Here is a 19,234-nt window from a genome sequence, read left to right as displayed (position 1 = left end):
GAGCGTTTATTTCTCCCTGTCCGCGATATACGTCTTGCCTGTCATCCCGGTCAGCCGGAGATAGGCCTCTACCCGGACATCGAACTGAACGCCGGCATACCGCTCGTCCCAGTTCGTTTTCATCTTCTTCCACTGCTTCGGATAGGAGCGTTTGACCGCATCCCCGAAGCCGAGCACATCGCTTTTTTTCTGCTGGGTGGCTTTCACGGTTCTCACGATGGTCGCTTTCGTTATTTTCGCCCACTGCCCCTGAAGCTTCGTCATCGCCTCTTTATTGTTCAAATCCATCGCACAATGGACCTCGGTGATATTCCCCGCCTCCTCAACCAAAAGATGGAAAAACGGGCTGCCGTTTCTCATCTCCAGTTTGATGCCCGCCTTGGAATTGACCAGCTCGACGGCGATTTTATCGTTGTTCGATTGAACCGGGCAGTCCAGTTCGACAATCGTGCTTCTGATCTGATTTCGGATCTGCAGGATGCCGACCGCGGCGTCCCCTTTTAACCAGCCGATCATTTTACCCTTTTCAAAAATGGCGATCCGGTCGAATTTCAAGGTGCCCTTTTGTTCGATCCGGATGCCGCTCAGAGCGAAATCCCCCAATCCGCTCAGCGCCGAGACGACCTCCCGGACCTGCATCGTGACGTTATGCGCCCATACCGACTTCGTGACCCGGAGGCGCTTCGCCAATCCATCCGCGGTAACCTTCTCCAGCGGAGTTACTCGCTCCAGTACGTTTTCCGCGGTTGTGCCCTCGGCAACGATGACCGGCGTGTTCAGCCGGAATTCGTGCGCCCGGTCGAAAAAATCGAACAGCTTTTCGATCCCCTGCCTGGCCATATCTTCCCCGACCACGAGCAGCTGGGTGTGAGAAAAAAACAGCTGCCGGGACACCTTCCGGGACGTTTTGCGAAGCGAGCCGAACAACGTATCGCCGTTTTCCGAGTAGACGACGATCGGCTTGTCTCCGGTTCCGCCGCCGCCGTTGACCCCTGTCGAGACGCTTCTCGGATTCACGACTTGAAAGGAGAGCCGGTACTGCTTCGATTGAGGCAGCCAGTCGATGCCCATACCGGTTACGATCGCCAAATCGTTCAGCTCCCTGCCGTTCCAGCAGCCCGAAACCGGAAGCGTCAAACTGAGCAGGGCGATGATGCCGATCACCTTCACCAGCCGCTTCATTGCGGTTCCTTTCCGGAAGGCTCCTGCCGGACCTGATTTTCGCTGTTTGCAATATCGGGCCGTGACAGCAGCTTTCGCCACGGGAGCCGGACGAGCACGTCCTTCTGGTCGTTCAGCTTGAACGGCGTTATAGGCGCGAGATACGGCACTCCGAAGGAACGCAGCGCGCACAGATGGGCAAGGATGATAATGCTCAGAATCGCAACGCCGTAGAAGCCAAGAAAGGCCGAAGCGACCATGAGGGCGAAACGGATGATCCGGGCCGACAAGGCCAAATCGTACGACGCCGTCGCAAAGCTCGAAATGCCCGTAATGGCGACCACGATGACCATAGCGGAGGAGATCAGCCCCGCTTCGACGGCAGCCTGGCCGAGCACAAGCGCGCCGACGATCGAAACCGCCTGGCCGATCGCGCGCGGCATCCGGAGGCCGGCTTCCCGTAAAATTTCAAAGGAAATTTCCATTATGGCCGCTTCGATAAAGGCCGGAAACGGGACGTTCGTCCGCTGGGCCGCCAGGCTGATCACGAGCTGCGTCGGAATCATTTCCTGGTGAAAGGTAATGGCGGCGATATAGATCGAAGGCGCAAACAGCGAAATGAGGTACGCGCCGTAGCGGAGCAGGCGTATGAGCGAGGCGGCCTGGTAATTTTGATAATAATCCTCCGCCGCTTGAAAAAACATGACAAACGAAGCCGGAGCGACCAGCACGAACGGCGTGCCGTCCACAAAAATCGCGATCCGTCCCTCCAGCAGGTTGCCCGCGACCGTGTCCGGCCGTTCGGAGTTGTACATGATCGGAAAAGGCGTGTACGTGCTGTCCTGGATGAGCTGCTCGATATAACCGGATTCGAGAATTGAGTCGGTCTCGATTTTTTTCAGCCGGCTGATGACTTCCTGGACCACTTCATCCTTCGCCAGCCCATTGATATACATAATGGCGACGTCTGTGTGCGTAACTTTGCCGATCTGCATCGTCTCGAGCCAAAGGTTCGAGCTGCGGATTCTGCGGCGGACCTGCGCGATGTTCGTGCCGAGCGTTTCCGTAAAGCCTTCCTTCGATCCGCGAATGACCACCTGGGAGTTCGCTTCGGAAATCGCTCTCACTTTGCCGCCCCTGGAGCCGCAAATCATGGCCTTCTCGCAGCCGTCCACAAAAATGACGGTATCCCCCGACAGAATGGACAGAATCGTTTTGTTCCATTTCGCCTGAACCTCGATTTCGCCGACGGCCGTGCCGTTCGTTTTGATGTAATCGAAGAGATCCTCTCCCGGCTTCATCTTGTCCAGATCATCCTGCTTGTTGGTGATCGCCAGCGGTTTCAAGATGAATTCGTTAACGATTTTTTTATCGGAAATGCCGTCGGCATACACAACGGCGATCTTCTTGCCGGACCGTCCGTATTCGAATTCGCGGATCGTAATGTCGGGGCTCTCGCCGACGATCGCCCGGACGTAATCCAGGTTATCCTTGATTTGCGCGTCGATCGTAATCTTAGCCGGCAGGGCACCCGCAGTTCCCGAAGAACCGCCTCCGGACGGCTGCTTGCGATATCCAAAGCCAAACACAGCTCCCACTCATTTCTGCTTCGTCATAAGATGTCAGGATTGTATTATTATTCCCCGTGCGGTAAAAAACAAAACGGCGGCGGGGACGGCTTATCCGGAAGTATAAGTGCAGCGAGCGGCGGAAACGCCACCTGCCCCGAGCAATACCGGATCTCCTTCTCCGGCATGTCGCCCTGAGCCCCATAGACGGGTTCGAGCCCGATAAAATGAAAAATCGAAGAGGCCCGTCGGTCAGCCTCTTCGATAAGGTGAAAAGCGTGGGTGTTTCGCGGTCTCGTTAAAAATTGAGAATGAGCTTTTCCAGCAGGCTTTGCGGAAGAAATGGCGCGAGCTGGGCCAAATGCCCGGGATGCAGGCCGTCCGGCGAGCTTTCGATCAGCAGGACCAGATCGGACTGCTCGAGAAAAGGAGCCAGGCCCAAAATTTGCTCCAGGTCGATCGTCCCGTCGGCCGCTCTCCTTACGAGCCTGGACAGCGTCTCCCTGGAAAGAAACGGCGCGAGCCCGGAAATGACGTCCCCGTGCAGCACTCCGTCTTCGACCAGATTGACCAGACGGTCCAGCGACTCGTGACCCAGAAACGGAGCAAGAGCGAGCAGCTTGCCCGGCTCGACGATGCCTTCGACCACCTTATCCACGACCTTCTCCAGGGTGGCCCGCTCGAGAAAAGGCGCCAGGCTGCTCACTTGATCTAAAGTCAGCCGCTGCCCGGCCGAAATGGGTTTTTCCAGAGCGGCTGCCGTTTCCATCGGCTCCGCTGCTACTATTTGCTGCGGTGCTGCCGATACCGTCGACTCTGCCGCTGCTACTGGATGCGGCGCTGCCGTTTCCATCGGCTCAACCGCAATGATTGGTTGCGGCACTGCCGTTTCCATTCGCTCCGCAGCTTCCATTTGCTGCGGCGCTGCCGTTTCCGCCCGGTCCGCCGCTCCCGCTGCAGCCGCCTTTTGAACCATGGCGCGTTCCCCGTTTAACAGCTCGTCGACCGTTACGCCGAGCAGCCGGGCCGCCGGCGGCAGCAGGCCGATGTCCGGCAGCGACTCGCCGCGCTCCCATTTCGACACCGCCTGGTGGGTGACGTTCAGCGATTGGGCGAGCTCCGCCTGCGTATAATTGTTGTTTTTTCTTAACTCCGAAATAAAGGCACCGATTTTACGTATATCCATGAACCGTTCCTCCTGCTTCTTCAATTGCAGATCGGCCGATTTGCTGTATTCAACGTATCATAGGCGCAGGCGCCCAGCCAATCGGCGGTTGGTTGAATCGCTTTCATGAATCGCGTGCAACCGGCGGTTGAATGCTCCCGGGGCCGGCAAGCCGGAATCAAAAATCGACCTGCCGCTCCAATCGGATCTCCCGCACTTTTCGTTCGAGATAAGGGGCGCCCGGTACGAACGAAAACGCCAGTCCATCCAGCGATTCCGGCAGCGGCGGCGAAACGATGAACTCCATCTTCGTTTGCGGGCCGCCTCCGTGCATGCCGCGCCGTCTAACGGTATAATCGCCGCCGATAATTGCGAGCATCAAATTGGGCTTTAGCCGAATCTCATCGCAATCCTCGTCCAAATAGTTGAATTCCGCGAAAACGATGCTCGCGCGCTCGTGGTTCATCGCGTGCGTCAGCATATATTCGCAATTTTCTACAACCGTCCGTTTCATGAGCGGCACCACCTGCCGCAGCTCGCCGGGTTCGTGCCAAACCGCTGCGCGTATTTTCTCGTTCATACTATCCAAAATATAACGAATTTCCGCGGCCTCGATTCCCAGCGACGCCGACCATGCTTCCACCGTCTCCGCCGGCGGAAAAAACCGCTTGCCCTTCGCCAGCCGTCTTCGCTCCTGCACCAGGCGCAACAGCTCGGTATCGATTCGTTCGGCCGCTTCGTTATATTCGTTCGGAATTTGTCTCAGCTCCGACCACGCCATTTGAACGTCAGCCCCTTTCGCATCCCGCTGCAATTCGCTACATTTCCCCCGACCACTCGCGGTAAAAACGCTCGACATACTGCTCCATAAACGCATGCCGCTCTTCGGCGATCGCCCGGGCCGACGGCGTGTTGATCAAGGCGCTCAGCTTGAGCAGCTTTTCGTGAAAATGGTTGATCGCCGTGCTCCGGCCGCGCCGGTACTCCTCCGCCGTCATCGTTTCGCGCGGCGGAAGCTGCGGATCGTGGATCGGATCGCCCTTCCAGCCGGCATACAGAAACGTCCGGGCAATGGCGATCGCTCCGATCGCGTCGAGCCGGTCCGCATCCTGGACGACCTTGCCTTCCAGCGTGCGCATTGGCGGGTTGGCGCCGCCGCGATAAGACATCGTCGCAATAATATCCGTCACATGAGCCCTGTCCGCGTCCGTCATCGCCTGCCGCTCCAGCCAGCCGCTCACTTTGCGGAGCCCCGCTTCCTTCGATTCGTTCAGCTTCTCATCCGCCACATCGTGCAGCGCGGCGGCGGCGATGCAGACGAAGACGTCCGCCCCTTCCGCCCGGGCGAGCCGCTCCGCCATCGTGACGACACGGTGAATGTGCCACCAGTCGTGGCCGGTCGCATCATGCTCCAGCTCCGAGCGGGCAAATTGCCTGGCGGCTTCCATGATTCGTTCGCGTTCGTTTTCCATCGTGGTATCCGGTTCCTTCCTGATCGACATAAATATAGGATAACAAGTTCGCGCCCGGCCGGGCCGATTCCTGTTTACTTCCCTAAAAGCGTATGATATCGTATAATTCAATGCATCTAGAAATAACGAAACGACAAGGGTGAGCGGCAATGATGGAAGAAACGGCGGAGATCAGGCAAGCGGTCAAAATCTACAAGGCGCTCGGGGAGCCGACCCGCCTCAAAATCGCCTTGCTGCTCACGGGAGAGCGGACGCTCTGCTGCTCGGATATCGGCAGCAAGCTGGAATCGGTCGCCGGGTCGACGCTGTCCCATCATTTGAAGCAGCTGACGGAGTGCGGCCTGCTCGACCTGCGCAAGGACGGCACCTACATTTATTACAGCATGAACCTCGACGTCGCCCGGAAATACGCGCCGTATTTGCTCCAGTGAATTTTATCAATGCGTTTTTTTCACTCTTGTTTCTATAATTGTAGAAATATAAAATGTAAGCGGCCCGGAAAGGCCGCTTGTTTGCCGTTTTCAACAAATCGGCAAACAAAAGCCCCGTCCTTGGACGGGGCGGAGCTTAACCTCGCAAATATTTAGTCCAGTTTGATCTCCAGCAGCTCGTACTGCAGAGTGCCCACAGGCGCCTCGACGCTGATCGTATCGCCGACCTTCTTGCCCAGGAGCTCCTTGCCGAGCGGGCTTTCGTAGGAAATTTTATTGTCGGCCACGTCCGCCTCTGCCGGGCTGACGATCCGGTACTCGACCTTCTCGGCGAATTCGATGTCGTTCAGCGTGACGACGCACCCGATGTTCACTTCGCTGAGATTCATGCCGGCCGTATCGACGACACGGGCGTTTTTCAGCATCCGCTCCAGCATCTGAATCCGCGATTCCATAAACGCCTGGTCTTCCTTGGCCGAATGGTATTCGCTGTTTTCCTTCAGGTCGCCATAGCTGATCGCCACCTTGAGCCGCTCAGCCAGCTCCCTCCGCCCGGTGCTTTTAAGCACCCGCAGCTCATCCTCGATTTTTTTGAACCCTTCCGGCGTCAAAATGGTTTGTTCGTTCTCCATACGCTCACCCTCGTTTCCTGTCGATCACATCTTGTTCCAGCCTCGATTCGGCACCTGCGGCGCCGGATTAACGGACCATTCCGCCCCGAAGCGCGGCGACGACCACCTGCGTCCGGTCCTCGCAGCCGAATTTCTGCAAAATCCGGTGGACATGCGATTTGACCGTTCCTTCGGCGATCATCAGCTTTCGGGCGATCTGGTCGTTTCGAAGGCCATAAGCCATCTCCTGCAAAATTTCCCGTTCGCGCTCCGTCAGCGGCTCGAGAAGCGGTTCCTGCGGCTCCGAACCGGGGAAAACCAGGCCGGTGGAAACGACGCGCGACAACGCTTCGGCGGCCAGCCCCGTCTTGTAAACAGCTTCGCCGCGGTGCGCCGAGCGGACGGCCGCGAGCATTTCCTCCACATCCGCATCCTTCAGCAGGTAGCCGATCGCCCCCGCTCGGATTCCGAGGTAAATATACTCTTCATCGTCAAAGGTCGTTAAAATGACGATCTTGGCGCCCGAAGCCTTCTTCGCGATTTCGCGCGCCGCTTCGATTCCGGACATGCCGGGCATCCGGATATCCATCAGGATCACGTCGGGACGGCGCCGCTCGGCAAGATGAACCGCTTCTTTCCCGTCGGCCGCTTCGCCGACGAGCGTCATATCCGGCTGCAGGCCAATGACATAGGCAAAACCCTGCCGGATCATCGTCTGATCGTCCGCGAGCAGCACCTTGATCGTGTCGTCCGAAGTCATCGTCATCCATCCTATTCCGTGTCGGCTGACGGCTTCTCCCCGCCGGCCGGAATTTCGGCCGTAATTTCAAAGCCGTGCGGGGGCAGGCTCGCATAACGCAGCCGGCCGCCCTTCTCCTCCAGGCGCGCCTTCATCGTCTTCAGGCCGAAGCCTTCGCGGATCGGCCGGCCGGGCTCGGCGGCGCCGTCGTCGCGAATGCGCAGCACCAGGTATCCCCGCTCCTTCGTCAGACGAACCTCCACAGAGGACGCCCGCGAATGGCGGATAATATTCGTGATCGCTTCCTGCAGCACGCGGAACAGCACGCCGAACACGGCCGGATCTGCGTTGTCCTCCGCCGCTTCGTCTTGAAACGTATACGGAATCGAAGCCGACGCTTCCATTTGCGAGAGCAGCGCCTTCATCGGCGCGGTGCCCGATACCTGGCGGTCGTCCGCCAGCGAATGAACGGACGCGCGGATATCGTGCAGGCCCTCGCGGGCAACGGTCAGCATTCCTTCCAGCGCCTGCTGCGCCCGCTGCGGATCGTTGCCGATCATATACCGCAGCGCCTGCATTTGGACGATCAGCGACGTCAGGCTGTGGCCGACGTCGTCGTGAATCGCCCTGGCGATACGCGTCCGCTCCTCCAGCATCGCCACCTGCATCGCCGCCGCGGACGCCTCCTGCAGCTGCTCGTAGGCTTCCTGGAGCTCGGCCAGGTGCCGCTTATTGAGCTCGTACATTTCGTTTCGCTGCATCCGGCTGCGGATGTTGAGGTACATGACAGCCGCCACGAGAATGAACGAGAGGATGCTGATCAGGTCCGCGCGGCCGAGCCGGCTGTAAACTCCCGCCGTCACGGCCAGCACCGCAAGCGCCGGCAGCGGCGATTTGGACATGGACAGGCGGATGATAGCGGCAAAAACAAGGACTCCCAGAAAATACACCAGCTTCGTCTCGTGAAACCAGATCAAGCCCGCCGCGCACTCGGCCGCGACGATGCCGATTGCCGTCAGCAGCCGCGCCCGGGTCCACCACGATGTCGGGGAAAGCAAAATAAGCGAGAAGGTTGCTCCAACGAGCAGATTCAAGCCGGCTCTCGGCAGCGGTCCGCTGAACAGGCCGCCCAGCTGCATAATCAGCAAAATGATCACGCCGCTGGCAAGCCGTCTTCCAAATGCCAAGACATCTTTCACCGTCCCATTACCCCCATCGGCCGCTGCGAGCAATCGATTGACTGCGCCGGGCGTCTCCCTATCGTTTATTTTAGAGTTGTGCGCCGGGAAATTCAATCGCGGCTGAATGGTACGTTCGTTTTCTATCCGGAGATAGAGGAACGGCGGGGGAAATTGTATCCGGGGTTAGTCGCCGAAGCCGGAGAAAAGCCATAAGCTTAAACCGTCGGATCCGGCAGCGAAAATGAGGCTCATATGCGCAGGCATATCCATCCCTCGCTGCGACCTTGATTATTGTCGACGTCATCGTTGTCCGAATCGGACTTTAGGTTTATCGCAGCAGGAAAAATGAATCGGAAGGCAGGTCCCTTGATGAACTCGCAAAACCTGATCATTGCGCTTATCGGCGCTTTTATCGTCTACCGGCTTTATTTGCGCATCCGCCGGAATCTCGGCTGGCAGCCGCTGAACAGCGGCCGAATGAAATTCGTCATGACGCTTTCAACGGTCGTCGGATGTTTGTTCCTGGCCGCGGGGGCGGGTCACCCCGTCAGTCTCGTGTCGGATCTGGCAGGTATAGCGCTCGGCATCGCTCTCGCCTGTCTCGGCGCGGCCGCCACCCGCTTCGAGCGGCGCGGCGTCCTCTGGCATTACCGGCCGAATACGTGGATAGGCGGCCTCGTTTCCGTGCTGTTCCTCGGGCGGATCCTGTTCCGGATTTATGAAATGACCGCGCTCGGCAGCCCCGATGCGGCGGCTCACGGCGCGGCGGCGGCGGGCGGGCTTTCCGCCGTCGGGTACGATCCTTCCGCTCCCTGGTCATCCGGACTGATGCTCATTATGTTTGCCTATTATACCGTCTACAGCGCCCTCCTTTTTCGTAAAATGAAAAACCGGCCGATGTCCGTGCGATAAGCGCGGCTTCCGCCCGGTCATTTTCGTTTAACGGTCGCTGCATCCCTGCATAAGGTTTCGCCGGGAGCATTTCGGTCAGATCGAGAAAAACGTCAGCGCCGACAGCAGCACCGAGGCGGCGGACAAAGCGGCGAGCGCCTTCAGCTTGCCAGCGCGCAGGCCGCGAAGGTTGACGTTCAGACCGAGGCCCGCCATCGCCATCGTCAGCAAGAACGTCGTCAGCACCGCCAGTCCGTTCATGAACGAGCCCGGAAGCGCTGCGGCTATTCCACCTCCGCCAAAGCCGTATGTGCCGAACAGGCTCATCAGTATAAAGCCGATCAAAAACCACGGAAACTCGATTTTCGCCGCCGGTTCGGCATTCCTCCCTTTCCTTCGCATCCAGGCCATCAGTCCGAAGCTGAGCGGCACGAGCAGGAGCACGCGTCCCAGCTTGGCGAGCATCGCCACCGCCAGCGCATCCGGTCCGGCCGGCGCGGCGGCAAGCGCAACGTGGGCGATTTCATGCAGGCTGACCCCCGACCATATGCCGTACTCCCCGTCCGTCAGCGGCAGCAGGGGGCGGACGACCGTGTAGCCGACCGCAAACACGGTGCCGACAAGGGCGATCAGCCAGGCGCCGACGGCGGTATCCTCCTCCTTCGACCGCAGGATCGGCGATACGGCTGCGATCGCTGCCGCCCCGCAGATGCCGGTGCCGATGCCCAGCAGCAGCGACAAGGGCATATCGGCCCGCAGCTTTTTGGCGATCAGCAGCGTTACGGCAATCGCGAAAGCGACCGTTCCGATATCGCGCAGAAGCAGCCCCAGCCCCTGATGCACGATGACACTGACGTTCAGCTTCAGGCCGTACAGGACAATCGCGGCCCGCAGCAGTCTTTTCCCGGCGAACTGGATGCCGGGGCGCAGCTGCTCGGGGTATCCGAACAGCTGCCGAAACAGCACGGCCAGCAGGATGGCGCATGCGAGCTGACCGACCCGGTCGAGCCCGGGAATCCGGGAGAGCCCGTAGCCGGCCAGTGCGACGAGCAGTGTAAAGGCGATCCCTCCGGCCATTGCGGCCGCTGGCGGATGAAGCCGTTTGCGTTCGAAAGGCAGCCCGGTTTTGGTTGGAACGGCGTCCATGATCATGACCTCGATTCGGTTTGTGATGGGTTGATCTCATGATACGGCGCTCGACCGGATAAGGAAAATAAATTATCATTATATTTATAATAAGCAATAACTTATGATCAAAAGGAGATGAACATCCGGTGCTGGATCAATCACTGGCCGTTTTTATCGCTGTTGCGGAGAAGCGCAATTTCACCCGTGCGGCCGAAGCGCTGCATATGACGCAGCCGGCCGTCAGCCAATATATCCAGGCGCTTGAGCGGACCGCCGGAGCCGCCCTGCTGGAACGGACGAACAAATACGTCCGGCTGACGAAAGCGGGGGAAATCGTGTACCATCATGCGAAGGAAATCGCGGGGCTGCACGAGCGGATGCTCGCGCTTGTGGCGGATTTGATGCACGTGCCGGGCGGGGCGCTGACGATCGGCGCCAGCTACACATTCGGCGAATACGTGCTGCCGCACGTCATCGCCGGGCTGCACGAGCGTTATCCCGCCATCCAACCGGCGATCACAATCGGCAATTCGACCGAAATCGCCGCGGGGGTGCGCGAGCAGCGGCTCGATGTCGGCGTGATCGAAGGCCGCGCGCCGGAGGGCGGCCTGATCACCGAACCGTTTGCCGAGGATCGGCTGGAAATCGTAGCCGCGGCGGACCATCCGCTTGCCGGGGACGAAGCTGCAGCGGCCGGGCGGCTGTCCGCGCAAACCTGGATCGTCCGGGAAAGCGGCTCGGGCACGCGCGAGGCAGCCGACGCCATGCTCCGGGAGCTCGGGATTGTTCCCGAGCGGCTGATGGAATTCGGCAGCACGCAGATCATCAAAGAATCCGTCGAAGCCGGGCTCGGCGTCTCGTTCCTGTCGCAGTGGGCGGTGCGCAAGGAACTGGCGCTCGGCACGCTGCGGATCGTGAAAGCCGCCGGACGGGAGGCTCCGTTCGCGCGCCGATTTTCCATTGTAACGCGGGAAACCCCGTTTCGCACGAAAGCGGCCGAAGCGTTTATCGGGCTGCTGCGAAGCGGGGACTGGCTGGCCAAGGGCCGCCTGCCCTGAGCGCCCGGGAAGCGGCGGCGGTACGGCCTTAAATATCGAACAAGCCCCCTGCGGCGCAGGAGGCTTGTTTTTGCATCAGGGCTGCCGCGCCGTATTGGCGCCGGGGGGCATAGGCATAACGCCGTTTCCGCGGTCAGTCGCGAATTTCGGCGATCAGCTCGATTTCGACGGGCGTATGGAACGGCAGGTCGCTCGTACCGATCGCCGAGCGCGCATGCTTGCCGTTCTCGCCGAAAACGTCGACGAGCAGGTTGGATGCGCCGTTCATGACATAAGGCTGATCGGCGAAGCCCGGGGCGCTGTTGACGAAGCCGAGTATTTTCACGATCCTTACCACCCGGTCCAGATCGCCGAGATAGCCTTTCATGACGGCCAGGCAGTTGATGATCGTCTGGCGCGCGGCTTCCTGGCCTTGTTCGATCGTCAGCCCGGCGCCGAGCTTGCCTTCATACATCAGCTTGCCGTCGATGCGGCAGTCTTGTCCGGACAAATAAATCAGATTCCCCGTGCGGCTGCACGGAATGTAAGTAAAGCGCGGCTCCGGAGATGGCGGCAGTACGATGCCGAGCTCCTGTAAACGTTGTTCGATTTGTCCCATTACGGGCACCTCCTGAATGATAAATGAATTAATGGCTGCAGCGGTGCTGCGCCCGGATGAGATCGCCTTCCCGGGCATGGGTGTGGCCGCCGTTTAGCAGCGTCGGCGAGCCGTTCACGAACACGTGCGAAATGCCTTCGGGATGACGCCTCGGATCCTCGTAAGTCGCCGCGTCCTGGATCGTGTCCGGATCGAACACGACGAGATCGGCCAAATAGCCGGGCACGATCAAGCCGCGTTTGCCGAGCTTGAACCTCTGAACCGGAAACGAAGCGACCTTGCGGACGGCCTGCTCCAGCGTAAGCGTCTTTTCCTCCCGGACATATTTGGCAAAAACGCGCGGAAACGTGCCGTACAGTCTCGGGTGCGGCTTTCCTGTTTCGCAGGTCAGGCTGTCGGAGGCAATCAGCGATTTGTCGTAACCGACCACCTGACGCACGTCCTCGTCCGACATATGAAAATAAACGATGGAAATGCGGCCCTGCTCCTCAAGCAGCAGATCGAGGACGCAGTCCACGGGATGCTGCGAACGCGTTTCGCTGATTTCGGCGATATGCTTGCCTTCCAGCCCGCGGTTCGTTTCGGAATGGACGGACGAAATAAAGACGCTTTGCCAGCCGGTGGAGCAGACGAGATTATCCCAGTCCGTCTGTTCCCGGCCGAGCTCCTCGCGAATCCGCGCGCGGAGGCTTGGGTCCCGGACGATTGCGAGGAGACGGTCGATACCGCCTTCCAGCGTCCACGGCGGCAGCACCGTCGTCAGGCTTGTGGAGCCGGCATTGTACGGGTAGACGTCGCACGTCACATCCATGCCGCGGGCTCTGGCATCCTCAATCAGCTCCAGCGCGTCCAGCACCGTCCCCCAATTACGACGGCCCGCCGCCTTCAAATGGCTGATATGCAGGGAAACGCCGGCCTTCTCGGCGATCCAGATTACCTCGCGGACGGACGGCAGCAGGTTGTTGCCTTCGCCGCGAATATGCGTGGAGAAGAGGCCGCCGTATTTCGGCAGCACCGAGCAGAGCTCGGCGATTTCCTCCTTGGCCGTGTAGCTGCCGGGCGCGTAAAGCAGTCCGATGGACAGCCCGATAGCACCTGCTTCCATGCCTTCCTCAAGCAGCTGCTTCATCTGCTGCAGCTCGGCGGGCGTCGCGGGCCGGTTCTCAAAGCCCATGACGGCGATGCGCAGGGCGCCGTGCGCGACGTAAGTGGCGATATGCTCGGACGGCCGGGACGCGGCGATGATCTCCATATAGTCCCGAACCGATTTCCAGCTCCACTCCCGCGAAGACATGCCCAGCACCGGCTGCACGTAGCTCTGCAGCTGCTCCAGCCTGCCCGGGCCGATCGGGGCGGGGGCAAGGCCGCAGTTGCCGACGACCTCCGCCGTCACGCCCTGTCTGACCTTGATTTCGCTGAGCGGGTAATCGAGGATCATCAGGTCCGAATGGCAGTGACCGTCGATGAAACCCGGCGCGATCACCTGCCGGTTCACGTCAATGACCCGTCCGGCCTCTTCTCCGGCCAATTGGCCGACGGCGGCGATCTGGCCGTCCTTAATGCCGACGTCGCCCGCCTGCCAAGGGTTCCCCGAGCCGTCGACGATCCGCCCGTTTGCAAGAATAATGTCCAGCATGCTGCCTCTGCTCCTCCTATCAAAATGTCATGTACTGCGCGATACGCAGTCAGCTATTCGAGCATGCCCCTCGCGGGAACCGGAACGGCTTCCAGCCGCTCCCCGCTTCGCAGCACAACCCGATTGTGCAGGTTGACGGTGCTGCAAATATGGTTCGGGATAATATGCAGCCGGTCGCCGATCTGAACGCCGGCCGCCTGCGCGGACGGCCCGAGCCGGAGCATGCCGTGCTCCTCGGTCAGCCGCTCGAACAGCGCGTCCTCGCCCAGCTCCTTCACATAACCGAAGCCTGTCAGCCGAAGAGGCTCCGTCCCCGGCTGCACGTCGGTCGCGAACGTTTTACTGCCGCCGTCGATGATCGCGAGATCGGGGGAAGGCCGGCTGACGACCGTCACCGCCACGGCTCCCGCGCAGTCGTCCAGGCTGCAAATGCCGTAGCGGGCCTGCATCCGGTCCTGGAACACATAGGTGCCCGGCCGGATTTCCGTCACGCCCTCGACGGCCCCTGCTTCGGCGGCCGTTGGCGTCGAGCCGACGCTGACGTCAGCGATCGGAACGCCCGCCGCGCGGATCCGGGCCGCGAGCTCCGCCATCAGCCGCCCTTCCTCGGCGCCGGCGGCGCGCAGATCGAGCGTCGGCTTCCCGGACAGCAGCGCCCCGCGAAACGTGTAAATGCCCGTCAGGCGCAGGTTCGCGAAGCCGGCGATTTGGACGGCCAGCTGCGCCGCGTCTTCGTAGGGCACGCCGGTGCGGCGCAGCCCCGTATCGACCTCGAGCCGCACCTCCAGGACGTGCCCGAGCCGCGCGGCGGTTTCCTGAAGCCGCCTCGCCCCTTCGAGGCTGTCGGCAGCGGCGATGAGCCGGATCCGCTCGCTTAAGCGGACAGCCCGTTCGATTTTGGACGGCGAGACGAGCGGATAGGCGATGAAAATATCGCCGATCCCGTGCTCGGCCATTACCTCCGCCTCCGATACCTTCGCGACGGTAATGCCGGCCGCGCCCGCCTCGATTTGCAGCCGGGCGATTTGCGGCAGCTTGTGCGTTTTGGCGTGGGGGCGGAGGTTCACTTTGCAGCGCTGTGCGACCTGCGCCATGCCCGCGATATTACGCTTCATTTTGTCCATATCGATGATCAGACTGGGGGTTTCCGGCTCTGCTGCGGGCACCGTGTCATTCGTCGTTTCCGGCATCGCTTGGTTCACTCCGTTCGGCGTTTTTTTTCGACTCTTCGAGATAGCTGTACAGCGTATATTTGGAAATGTTCAGGTAGCTGCAGATCCGCTCCCCGCCTTTCTTGATGAGGAAAGCCCCTTTGTCGTCGAGCATCCGGATCATGCGAAGTTTATCGTCCCTCGTCATGACGGCGACCGGCTTGCCCACCCGTTCCTGGGCTTCCTGAATCAGGGCGTCGAGCAGATCGCTGACATTCGAAACGAAGGTCTCCCGAACTGCCGGCTGCGCGTCCGGAGCGGTCAGCCCCTGCAGCGTCTTCCCCGCCACCATCAGCTCGGTGATATCGAAATTGACGCAAAGCGAGCCGATCACTTTGCCCTCGGCGTTGCGCATATACCACGAGCTGGAGCGCAATATCCGGCCTTCCTTCGTCTGAGTCACATAGCCGAACTTGTTGCCGTTCACCTCGCTGCCGCGCAAAAGTTCGAGCCCGAGGTTCGTGCCCGGATCGCCGACCTTCCGCCCGGTAACGTGCCCGTTCGCGATGGCCGCGATCGTGCTGTCGTAGGACCCCGTTAAATCGTGCAGCACCACCTCGCAGCTGCCCCCGAACTGAACCGCCAGTCCTTTGACCAAGTCGTTTAAAAACTCGTTTTCGTCGCGAATATGCTCCACCTGTCCGAAAATCCCCCCTTGCGCGCTTATATTTTGATCCTATCACAAAAAACGGTTCAGGCAAACAGAAAGTTTGTTTGGCTGAATAAAAGTATGCTGCCGGAAGCGCTAAGCGCCGCTATCCCGGTAAGCGCGAAACAATCGGACACGGATAAACAACAGGCTTCACGGAATCGGACGACACCTCGAATCGAACAAAAAACGAAAAAGCTCCTTGACCACAAGCGGGTCGAAGGAGCTTTTCGTATATTTTTGATGTGCCCGGGGGCGCTTCAAATTCAGGCACCGGGCTGGCAAAAGATCTGCAGGCCGGGCGTTGAGCGGTGTACGAGTACTGGCGCCGCTTCCGGCGATTCGGCGGATTTTCATCCGCCTTCCGCTATATATCGCGTCCCGCCGACCGTGATCGCCGCCTGACCTTGCGTGACGTCGGTCATCCAGGCCGCAAACCGCTCGGCGTCCGCCGCTTCCGGCAGACAGGAAATCACGACGCGGTCGGTGAACGAAGTCCCGCCGACAAGAATGCCCTTGGCGTGCAGCTCGTTCTCGAGCTTGCCGTACCAGGTGTAGTCGACGTCCACGAGCACCTCGCGGTGCAGAACGTTGACGACCGGCTCCGCCGCCTCGATGGCGGCCGCGGCGCCGTCCGCATACGCGCGGATCAGACCGCCGGCTCCCAGCATGATGCCGCCGAAGTAGCGGGTGACGACGATGACGACATTTTTCAATCCCTGATTTTTAATCACGTCGAGAATCGGTTTGCCTGCCGTGCCGCTCGGCTCCCCGTCGTCGGACTGCTTCTGAATCTCGTCCCGTTCGCCGATGATGTAAGCGGAGCAGTTGTGGCTCGCGTTCCAGTGGAGCTTTTTGATCTCCTCGATGAAGGCGGACGCTTCCGCTTCGCTCTCAACCGGTTTCCCGTACCCGATAAACCGGGATTTCTTGATGACGATCTCCTTGCAGTCCTCCCGCCGCAGCGTTTTGTATCGGTTCAGCATGGAACGTGTACCTCGCGATTAATCGCTTCGAGCCGTTTCGCCTGCGAAGCCAATCGTTCGCCGACTTTCTTACAGCCGCGCTTCGAGCGCCGCTTTTTCCTTCTCGAAGCCCGGTTTGCCGAGGAGTGCGAACATGTTTTTCTTGTACGCCTCAACGCCCGGCTGATCGAACGGGTTGACGCCCAGCAGGTAGCCGCTGATGCCGCACGCCTTCTCGAAGAAATAGACGAGGTAGCCGAACGTATACGGCGTCATATCGGCGATATTGACGATAAAGTTCGGCACTTGACCGTCCGTATGCGCCAGCAGCGTGCCTTCGAACGCTTTTTTATTGACGAAATCCATCGTTTTGCCCGTCAGGAAGTTGAGCCCGTCCAGATCGTCCGGGTCGCTGCCGATCGTAATGTGCTCGGCGACGTTGTTCACCTGGATGACCGTTTCGAAAATGTTCCGGTTGCCCTCCTGGATAAACTGGCCCATCGAGTGCAGGTCGGTCGAGAAGTCCACCGATGCCGGATAAATGCCTTTATAGTCCTTGCCTTCGCTTTCGCCGTAGAGCTGCTTCCACCACTCGGATACAAAATGCAGGCTCGGCTCGTAGTTGACGAGAATTTCCGTCGTTTTGCCTTTGCGGTACAGCGCGTTGCGGGCTGCCGCATATTGGTACGCCTCGTTCTCGGCGAGGTTCGGGTTGCCGTATTCCTTCGATGCATCGGCGGCGCCTTTCATCATCGCTTCGATGTCGATGCCGGCCGCGGCGATCGGCAGCAGGCCGACAGCCGTAAGGACGGAGTAACGTCCGCCGACGTCGTCCGGAATGATGAACGACTCGTAGCCTTCCTCGGTCGCGAGCTTCTTGAGCGCGCCTCTCGCACGGTCGGTCGTCGCATAAATGCGTTTGCGCGCTTCCTCTTTACCGTATTTCGCTTCAAGCGCCTCGCGGAAAATGCGGAACGCGATCGCCGGTTCGGTCGTCGTGCCCGACTTGGAGATTACGTTGATCGACCAGTCGCGTCCTTCAAGCAGCTGCTGCAGATGCGTTACGTAGGTCGAGCTGATGCTGTTTCCGGCGAACAGCACCTGCGGCGTCTTCCGCTGCTCCTTCGGCAGCAGGTTATAGAACGAGTGCGACAGCATTTCAATCGCCGCTCGGGCGCCGAGGTAAGAACCCCCGATGCCGATCACGACGAGCACGTCGGAATCGGATTGAATTTTGGCGGCCGCTTTCCGGATGCGGGAGAACTCTTCCTTATCGTAGCTGTTCGGCAGATCGATCCAGCCAAGGTAGTCCGAGCCTGCGCCTGTACCGTTATGCAGCTGCTCGTGGGCGGTGCGCACCTGCGCGGCCAAATTATCGATTTCATGCTGGCCGATAAACCCCAGCGCTTTGCTGTAGTCGAACTTGACGGCTTTACTCATATGAAAACCTCCTCAAAGTTTTGCGAACCTTCTGTGAGTATTCTTCTCCGCGAGCAAAACTCGCTTCGGAAGCATTTGCTCCATGTTTTGCAATCCTTCTGTGAATAGCCTTCTTCGCGAGCAAAACTCGCTTTGGAAGCATTCGCTCCATGTTTTGCGACACTGCAGCGGAGCCTTCTTCGCGAGCGGAAGCAGCTCCTCTTTTTTTCCCGGGCCGGGGGTTGTCCCCCTGCGATACAGCATTAGAATAATGGATTTTCGAGTCAAAAACAAGGGAATCGGCATTCGGAAAACGCTTTCACGCCATCAACAGTTTTATGCGCGCCCATCAATAATTTCTAGAGCGAAGCTTCACGCCGCCTGTGTTAAAATAAACGAATGGCATCTGATGCGAAAGGAGAGAGGTTACGATGAACAAAATCGGATTTGTCGGTTTGGGCGTCATGGGCTCGCCGATGGCGGCCAATTTGATCGGCAAAGGGTACCGCGTTGCCGTATATAACCGGACCCCCGGCAAAGCGGACAGGCTGCTCGAGCTCGGCGCCGTGCTCGCCGGCACGCCGGCGGAGGCGGCGGACGGCGCGGATGCTGTGGTCACGATGATCAGCAACGACGACGCTGTAAACGAAGTCTACTACGGGGACAACGGGCTTCTCGGGGGGCTCGCGGCCGGCACCGTCGTCGTCGACAGCAGCACGATATCACCGGCGCTTGCCCGGCAGCTCGCAGTGGACTGCGCGGCGAAATCCGCCGATTACCTCGATGCGCCCGTCTCCGGGAGCAAGCCGGCGGCCGAGAGCGGCCAGCTCGTGTTTATGGCCGGCGGCGACGCGAATGCGCTGAAGCGCTGCGAGCCGATACTGCTTGCCATGGGCAGCAAAATCGTCCATCTCGGCCCCAGCGGCTCGGGCGCGACGGCGAAGCTGGCGGTCAATACGGTGCTTGGCATTAATACCGCCGCCTTGATCGAAGGGCTGGCCATCGCGACAAACGGCGGCATCGACGTCGCTTCCTTCCTCGAGCTCGTCCAATCCGGAGGCGCCGCCAGCCGCATCGCCGAGCTGAAAGGAGGCAAGCTGCTCGGCCGCGATTTCAGCGTCCAATTTGCGCTGTCGCTCATGCTGAAGGATTTGCGTCTTGCCTCCGTCCTGTCGGACGGGCTAAAAACGCCGACTCCGGTGCTGGAAGCGGTCAAAAGCGTTTTTCAGATCGCGGAAGCGCATGGTTTCGGCGAGCTCGATTTGTCCGCTTTGGCAAAGTGCTACGAGCAGTTGTCGGGAAAATCCGCCGCAGCGCGCGGTTCAGAAGACCGATGATCCGCAGCCGATTT

Annotated in this window: 19 protein-coding genes; 4 read left to right on the top strand and 15 right to left on the bottom strand. The window is 59.8% G+C overall.

The window, feature by feature from the left end:
• Positions 1-6: 6 nt before the first annotated feature.
• The 5 genes from PD282_RS04870 to PD282_RS04850 all read right to left on the bottom strand — a co-directional run bounded on the left by PD282_RS04870 (position 7) and on the right by PD282_RS04850 (position 5,366).
• Positions 7-1,182 carry a Ger(x)C family spore germination protein gene (locus PD282_RS04870; RefSeq protein ID WP_274649221.1) on the bottom strand — a complete coding sequence of 392 codons (1,176 nt, stop codon included), beginning with the start codon at positions 1,180-1,182 and terminating at the stop codon, positions 7-9.
• Positions 1,179-2,759: a spore germination protein gene (locus PD282_RS04865; RefSeq protein ID WP_274649220.1), complete on the bottom strand. Its 1,581-nt coding sequence runs from the start codon at positions 2,757-2,759 to the stop codon at positions 1,179-1,181. The genes PD282_RS04870 and PD282_RS04865 overlap by 4 nt, the downstream gene beginning before the upstream one ends.
• Positions 2,760-3,027: 268 nt before the next feature.
• Positions 3,028-3,915: a helix-turn-helix domain-containing protein gene (locus PD282_RS04860; protein ID WP_274649219.1), complete on the bottom strand. Its 888-nt coding sequence runs from the start codon at positions 3,913-3,915 to the stop codon at positions 3,028-3,030.
• Between the two features lie 157 nt (positions 3,916-4,072).
• Positions 4,073-4,675 (bottom strand): hypothetical protein, encoded by a 603-nt coding sequence (locus PD282_RS04855; RefSeq protein ID WP_274649218.1) that lies wholly within the window; start codon positions 4,673-4,675, stop codon positions 4,073-4,075.
• A gap of 37 nt (positions 4,676-4,712) precedes the next feature.
• Positions 4,713-5,366: an HD domain-containing protein gene (locus PD282_RS04850; protein ID WP_274649217.1), complete on the bottom strand. Its 654-nt coding sequence runs from the start codon at positions 5,364-5,366 to the stop codon at positions 4,713-4,715.
• Between the two features lie 149 nt (positions 5,367-5,515).
• Between PD282_RS04850 and PD282_RS04845 the strand changes: the two genes are divergently transcribed.
• Positions 5,516-5,797, top strand: coding sequence for an ArsR/SmtB family transcription factor (locus tag PD282_RS04845; protein WP_274649216.1), 282 nt, complete (start codon positions 5,516-5,518; stop codon positions 5,795-5,797).
• A 152-nt stretch (positions 5,798-5,949) separates the two neighbouring features.
• On the opposite strand, the gene greA is transcribed toward PD282_RS04845, so the two are convergent.
• The 3 genes from greA to PD282_RS04830 form a co-directional block, all read right to left on the bottom strand.
• Positions 5,950-6,429 (bottom strand): transcription elongation factor GreA, encoded by a 480-nt coding sequence (gene greA, locus PD282_RS04840; protein WP_274649215.1) that lies wholly within the window; start codon positions 6,427-6,429, stop codon positions 5,950-5,952.
• Positions 6,430-6,496: 67 nt separating this feature from the next.
• The gene (locus PD282_RS04835; RefSeq protein WP_274649214.1) at positions 6,497-7,168 is read right to left on the bottom strand and encodes a response regulator; all 672 of its coding nucleotides are present in this window, start codon (positions 7,166-7,168) and stop codon (positions 6,497-6,499) included.
• A gap of 11 nt (positions 7,169-7,179) precedes the next feature.
• Positions 7,180-8,346 carry a sensor histidine kinase gene (locus tag PD282_RS04830; protein WP_274649213.1) on the bottom strand — a complete coding sequence of 389 codons (1,167 nt, stop codon included), beginning with the start codon at positions 8,344-8,346 and terminating at the stop codon, positions 7,180-7,182.
• A 351-nt stretch (positions 8,347-8,697) separates the two neighbouring features.
• Between PD282_RS04830 and PD282_RS04825 the strand changes: the two genes are divergently transcribed.
• Positions 8,698-9,240 (top strand): CcdC protein domain-containing protein, encoded by a 543-nt coding sequence (locus PD282_RS04825; protein WP_274649212.1) that lies wholly within the window; start codon positions 8,698-8,700, stop codon positions 9,238-9,240.
• A gap of 75 nt (positions 9,241-9,315) precedes the next feature.
• On the opposite strand, the gene PD282_RS04820 is transcribed toward PD282_RS04825, so the two are convergent.
• A complete protein-coding gene (locus PD282_RS04820) occupies positions 9,316-10,296 on the bottom strand; it encodes a YeiH family protein (RefSeq protein WP_274655030.1) in 981 nt (326 codons plus the stop codon).
• A 200-nt stretch (positions 10,297-10,496) separates the two neighbouring features.
• Here PD282_RS04820 and PD282_RS04815 point away from each other — a divergent pair, with 200 nt between their 5' ends.
• A complete protein-coding gene (locus PD282_RS04815) occupies positions 10,497-11,405 on the top strand; it encodes a LysR family transcriptional regulator (protein ID WP_274655028.1) in 909 nt (302 codons plus the stop codon).
• A gap of 133 nt (positions 11,406-11,538) precedes the next feature.
• Here PD282_RS04815 and PD282_RS04810 read toward each other — a convergent pair whose 3' ends face one another.
• The 6 genes from PD282_RS04810 to PD282_RS04785 form a co-directional block, all read right to left on the bottom strand.
• Entirely contained in the window at positions 11,539-12,003 is a 465-nt protein-coding gene (locus PD282_RS04810; RefSeq protein WP_274649211.1) for a RidA family protein, read from the bottom strand.
• Between the two features lie 28 nt (positions 12,004-12,031).
• A complete protein-coding gene (locus tag PD282_RS04805; protein ID WP_274649210.1) occupies positions 12,032-13,639 on the bottom strand; it encodes an N-acyl-D-amino-acid deacylase family protein in 1,608 nt (535 codons plus the stop codon).
• Positions 13,640-13,692: 53 nt separating this feature from the next.
• The gene (locus tag PD282_RS04800) at positions 13,693-14,829 is read right to left on the bottom strand and encodes an alanine racemase (RefSeq protein WP_274649209.1); all 1,137 of its coding nucleotides are present in this window, start codon (positions 14,827-14,829) and stop codon (positions 13,693-13,695) included.
• Positions 14,810-15,487, bottom strand: coding sequence for a helix-turn-helix transcriptional regulator (locus PD282_RS04795; protein ID WP_274649208.1), 678 nt, complete (start codon positions 15,485-15,487; stop codon positions 14,810-14,812). Before PD282_RS04795 ends, PD282_RS04800 begins: the two co-directional genes overlap by 20 nt.
• A 365-nt stretch (positions 15,488-15,852) precedes the next feature.
• A complete protein-coding gene (locus tag PD282_RS04790; RefSeq protein WP_274649207.1) occupies positions 15,853-16,485 on the bottom strand; it encodes a YigZ family protein in 633 nt (210 codons plus the stop codon).
• Between the two features lie 69 nt (positions 16,486-16,554).
• On the bottom strand, positions 16,555-17,904 hold the full coding sequence (locus tag PD282_RS04785) for a glucose-6-phosphate isomerase (RefSeq protein WP_274649206.1): 1,350 nt from the start codon (positions 17,902-17,904) through the stop codon (positions 16,555-16,557).
• A gap of 410 nt (positions 17,905-18,314) precedes the next feature.
• Here PD282_RS04785 and PD282_RS04780 point away from each other — a divergent pair, with 410 nt between their 5' ends.
• A complete protein-coding gene (locus PD282_RS04780; RefSeq protein ID WP_274649205.1) occupies positions 18,315-19,220 on the top strand; it encodes an NAD(P)-dependent oxidoreductase in 906 nt (301 codons plus the stop codon).
• Positions 19,221-19,234 lie beyond the last annotated feature (14 nt).

The sequence above is a fragment of the Paenibacillus humicola genome, from assembly GCF_028826105.1.
Classification (GTDB): Bacteria; Bacillota; Bacilli; order Paenibacillales; family Paenibacillaceae; genus Paenibacillus_Z; species Paenibacillus_Z humicola.
The sequence above is the reverse complement of the archived record's forward strand: the minus strand, read 5'-3'. Positions and strand labels throughout refer to the sequence as shown.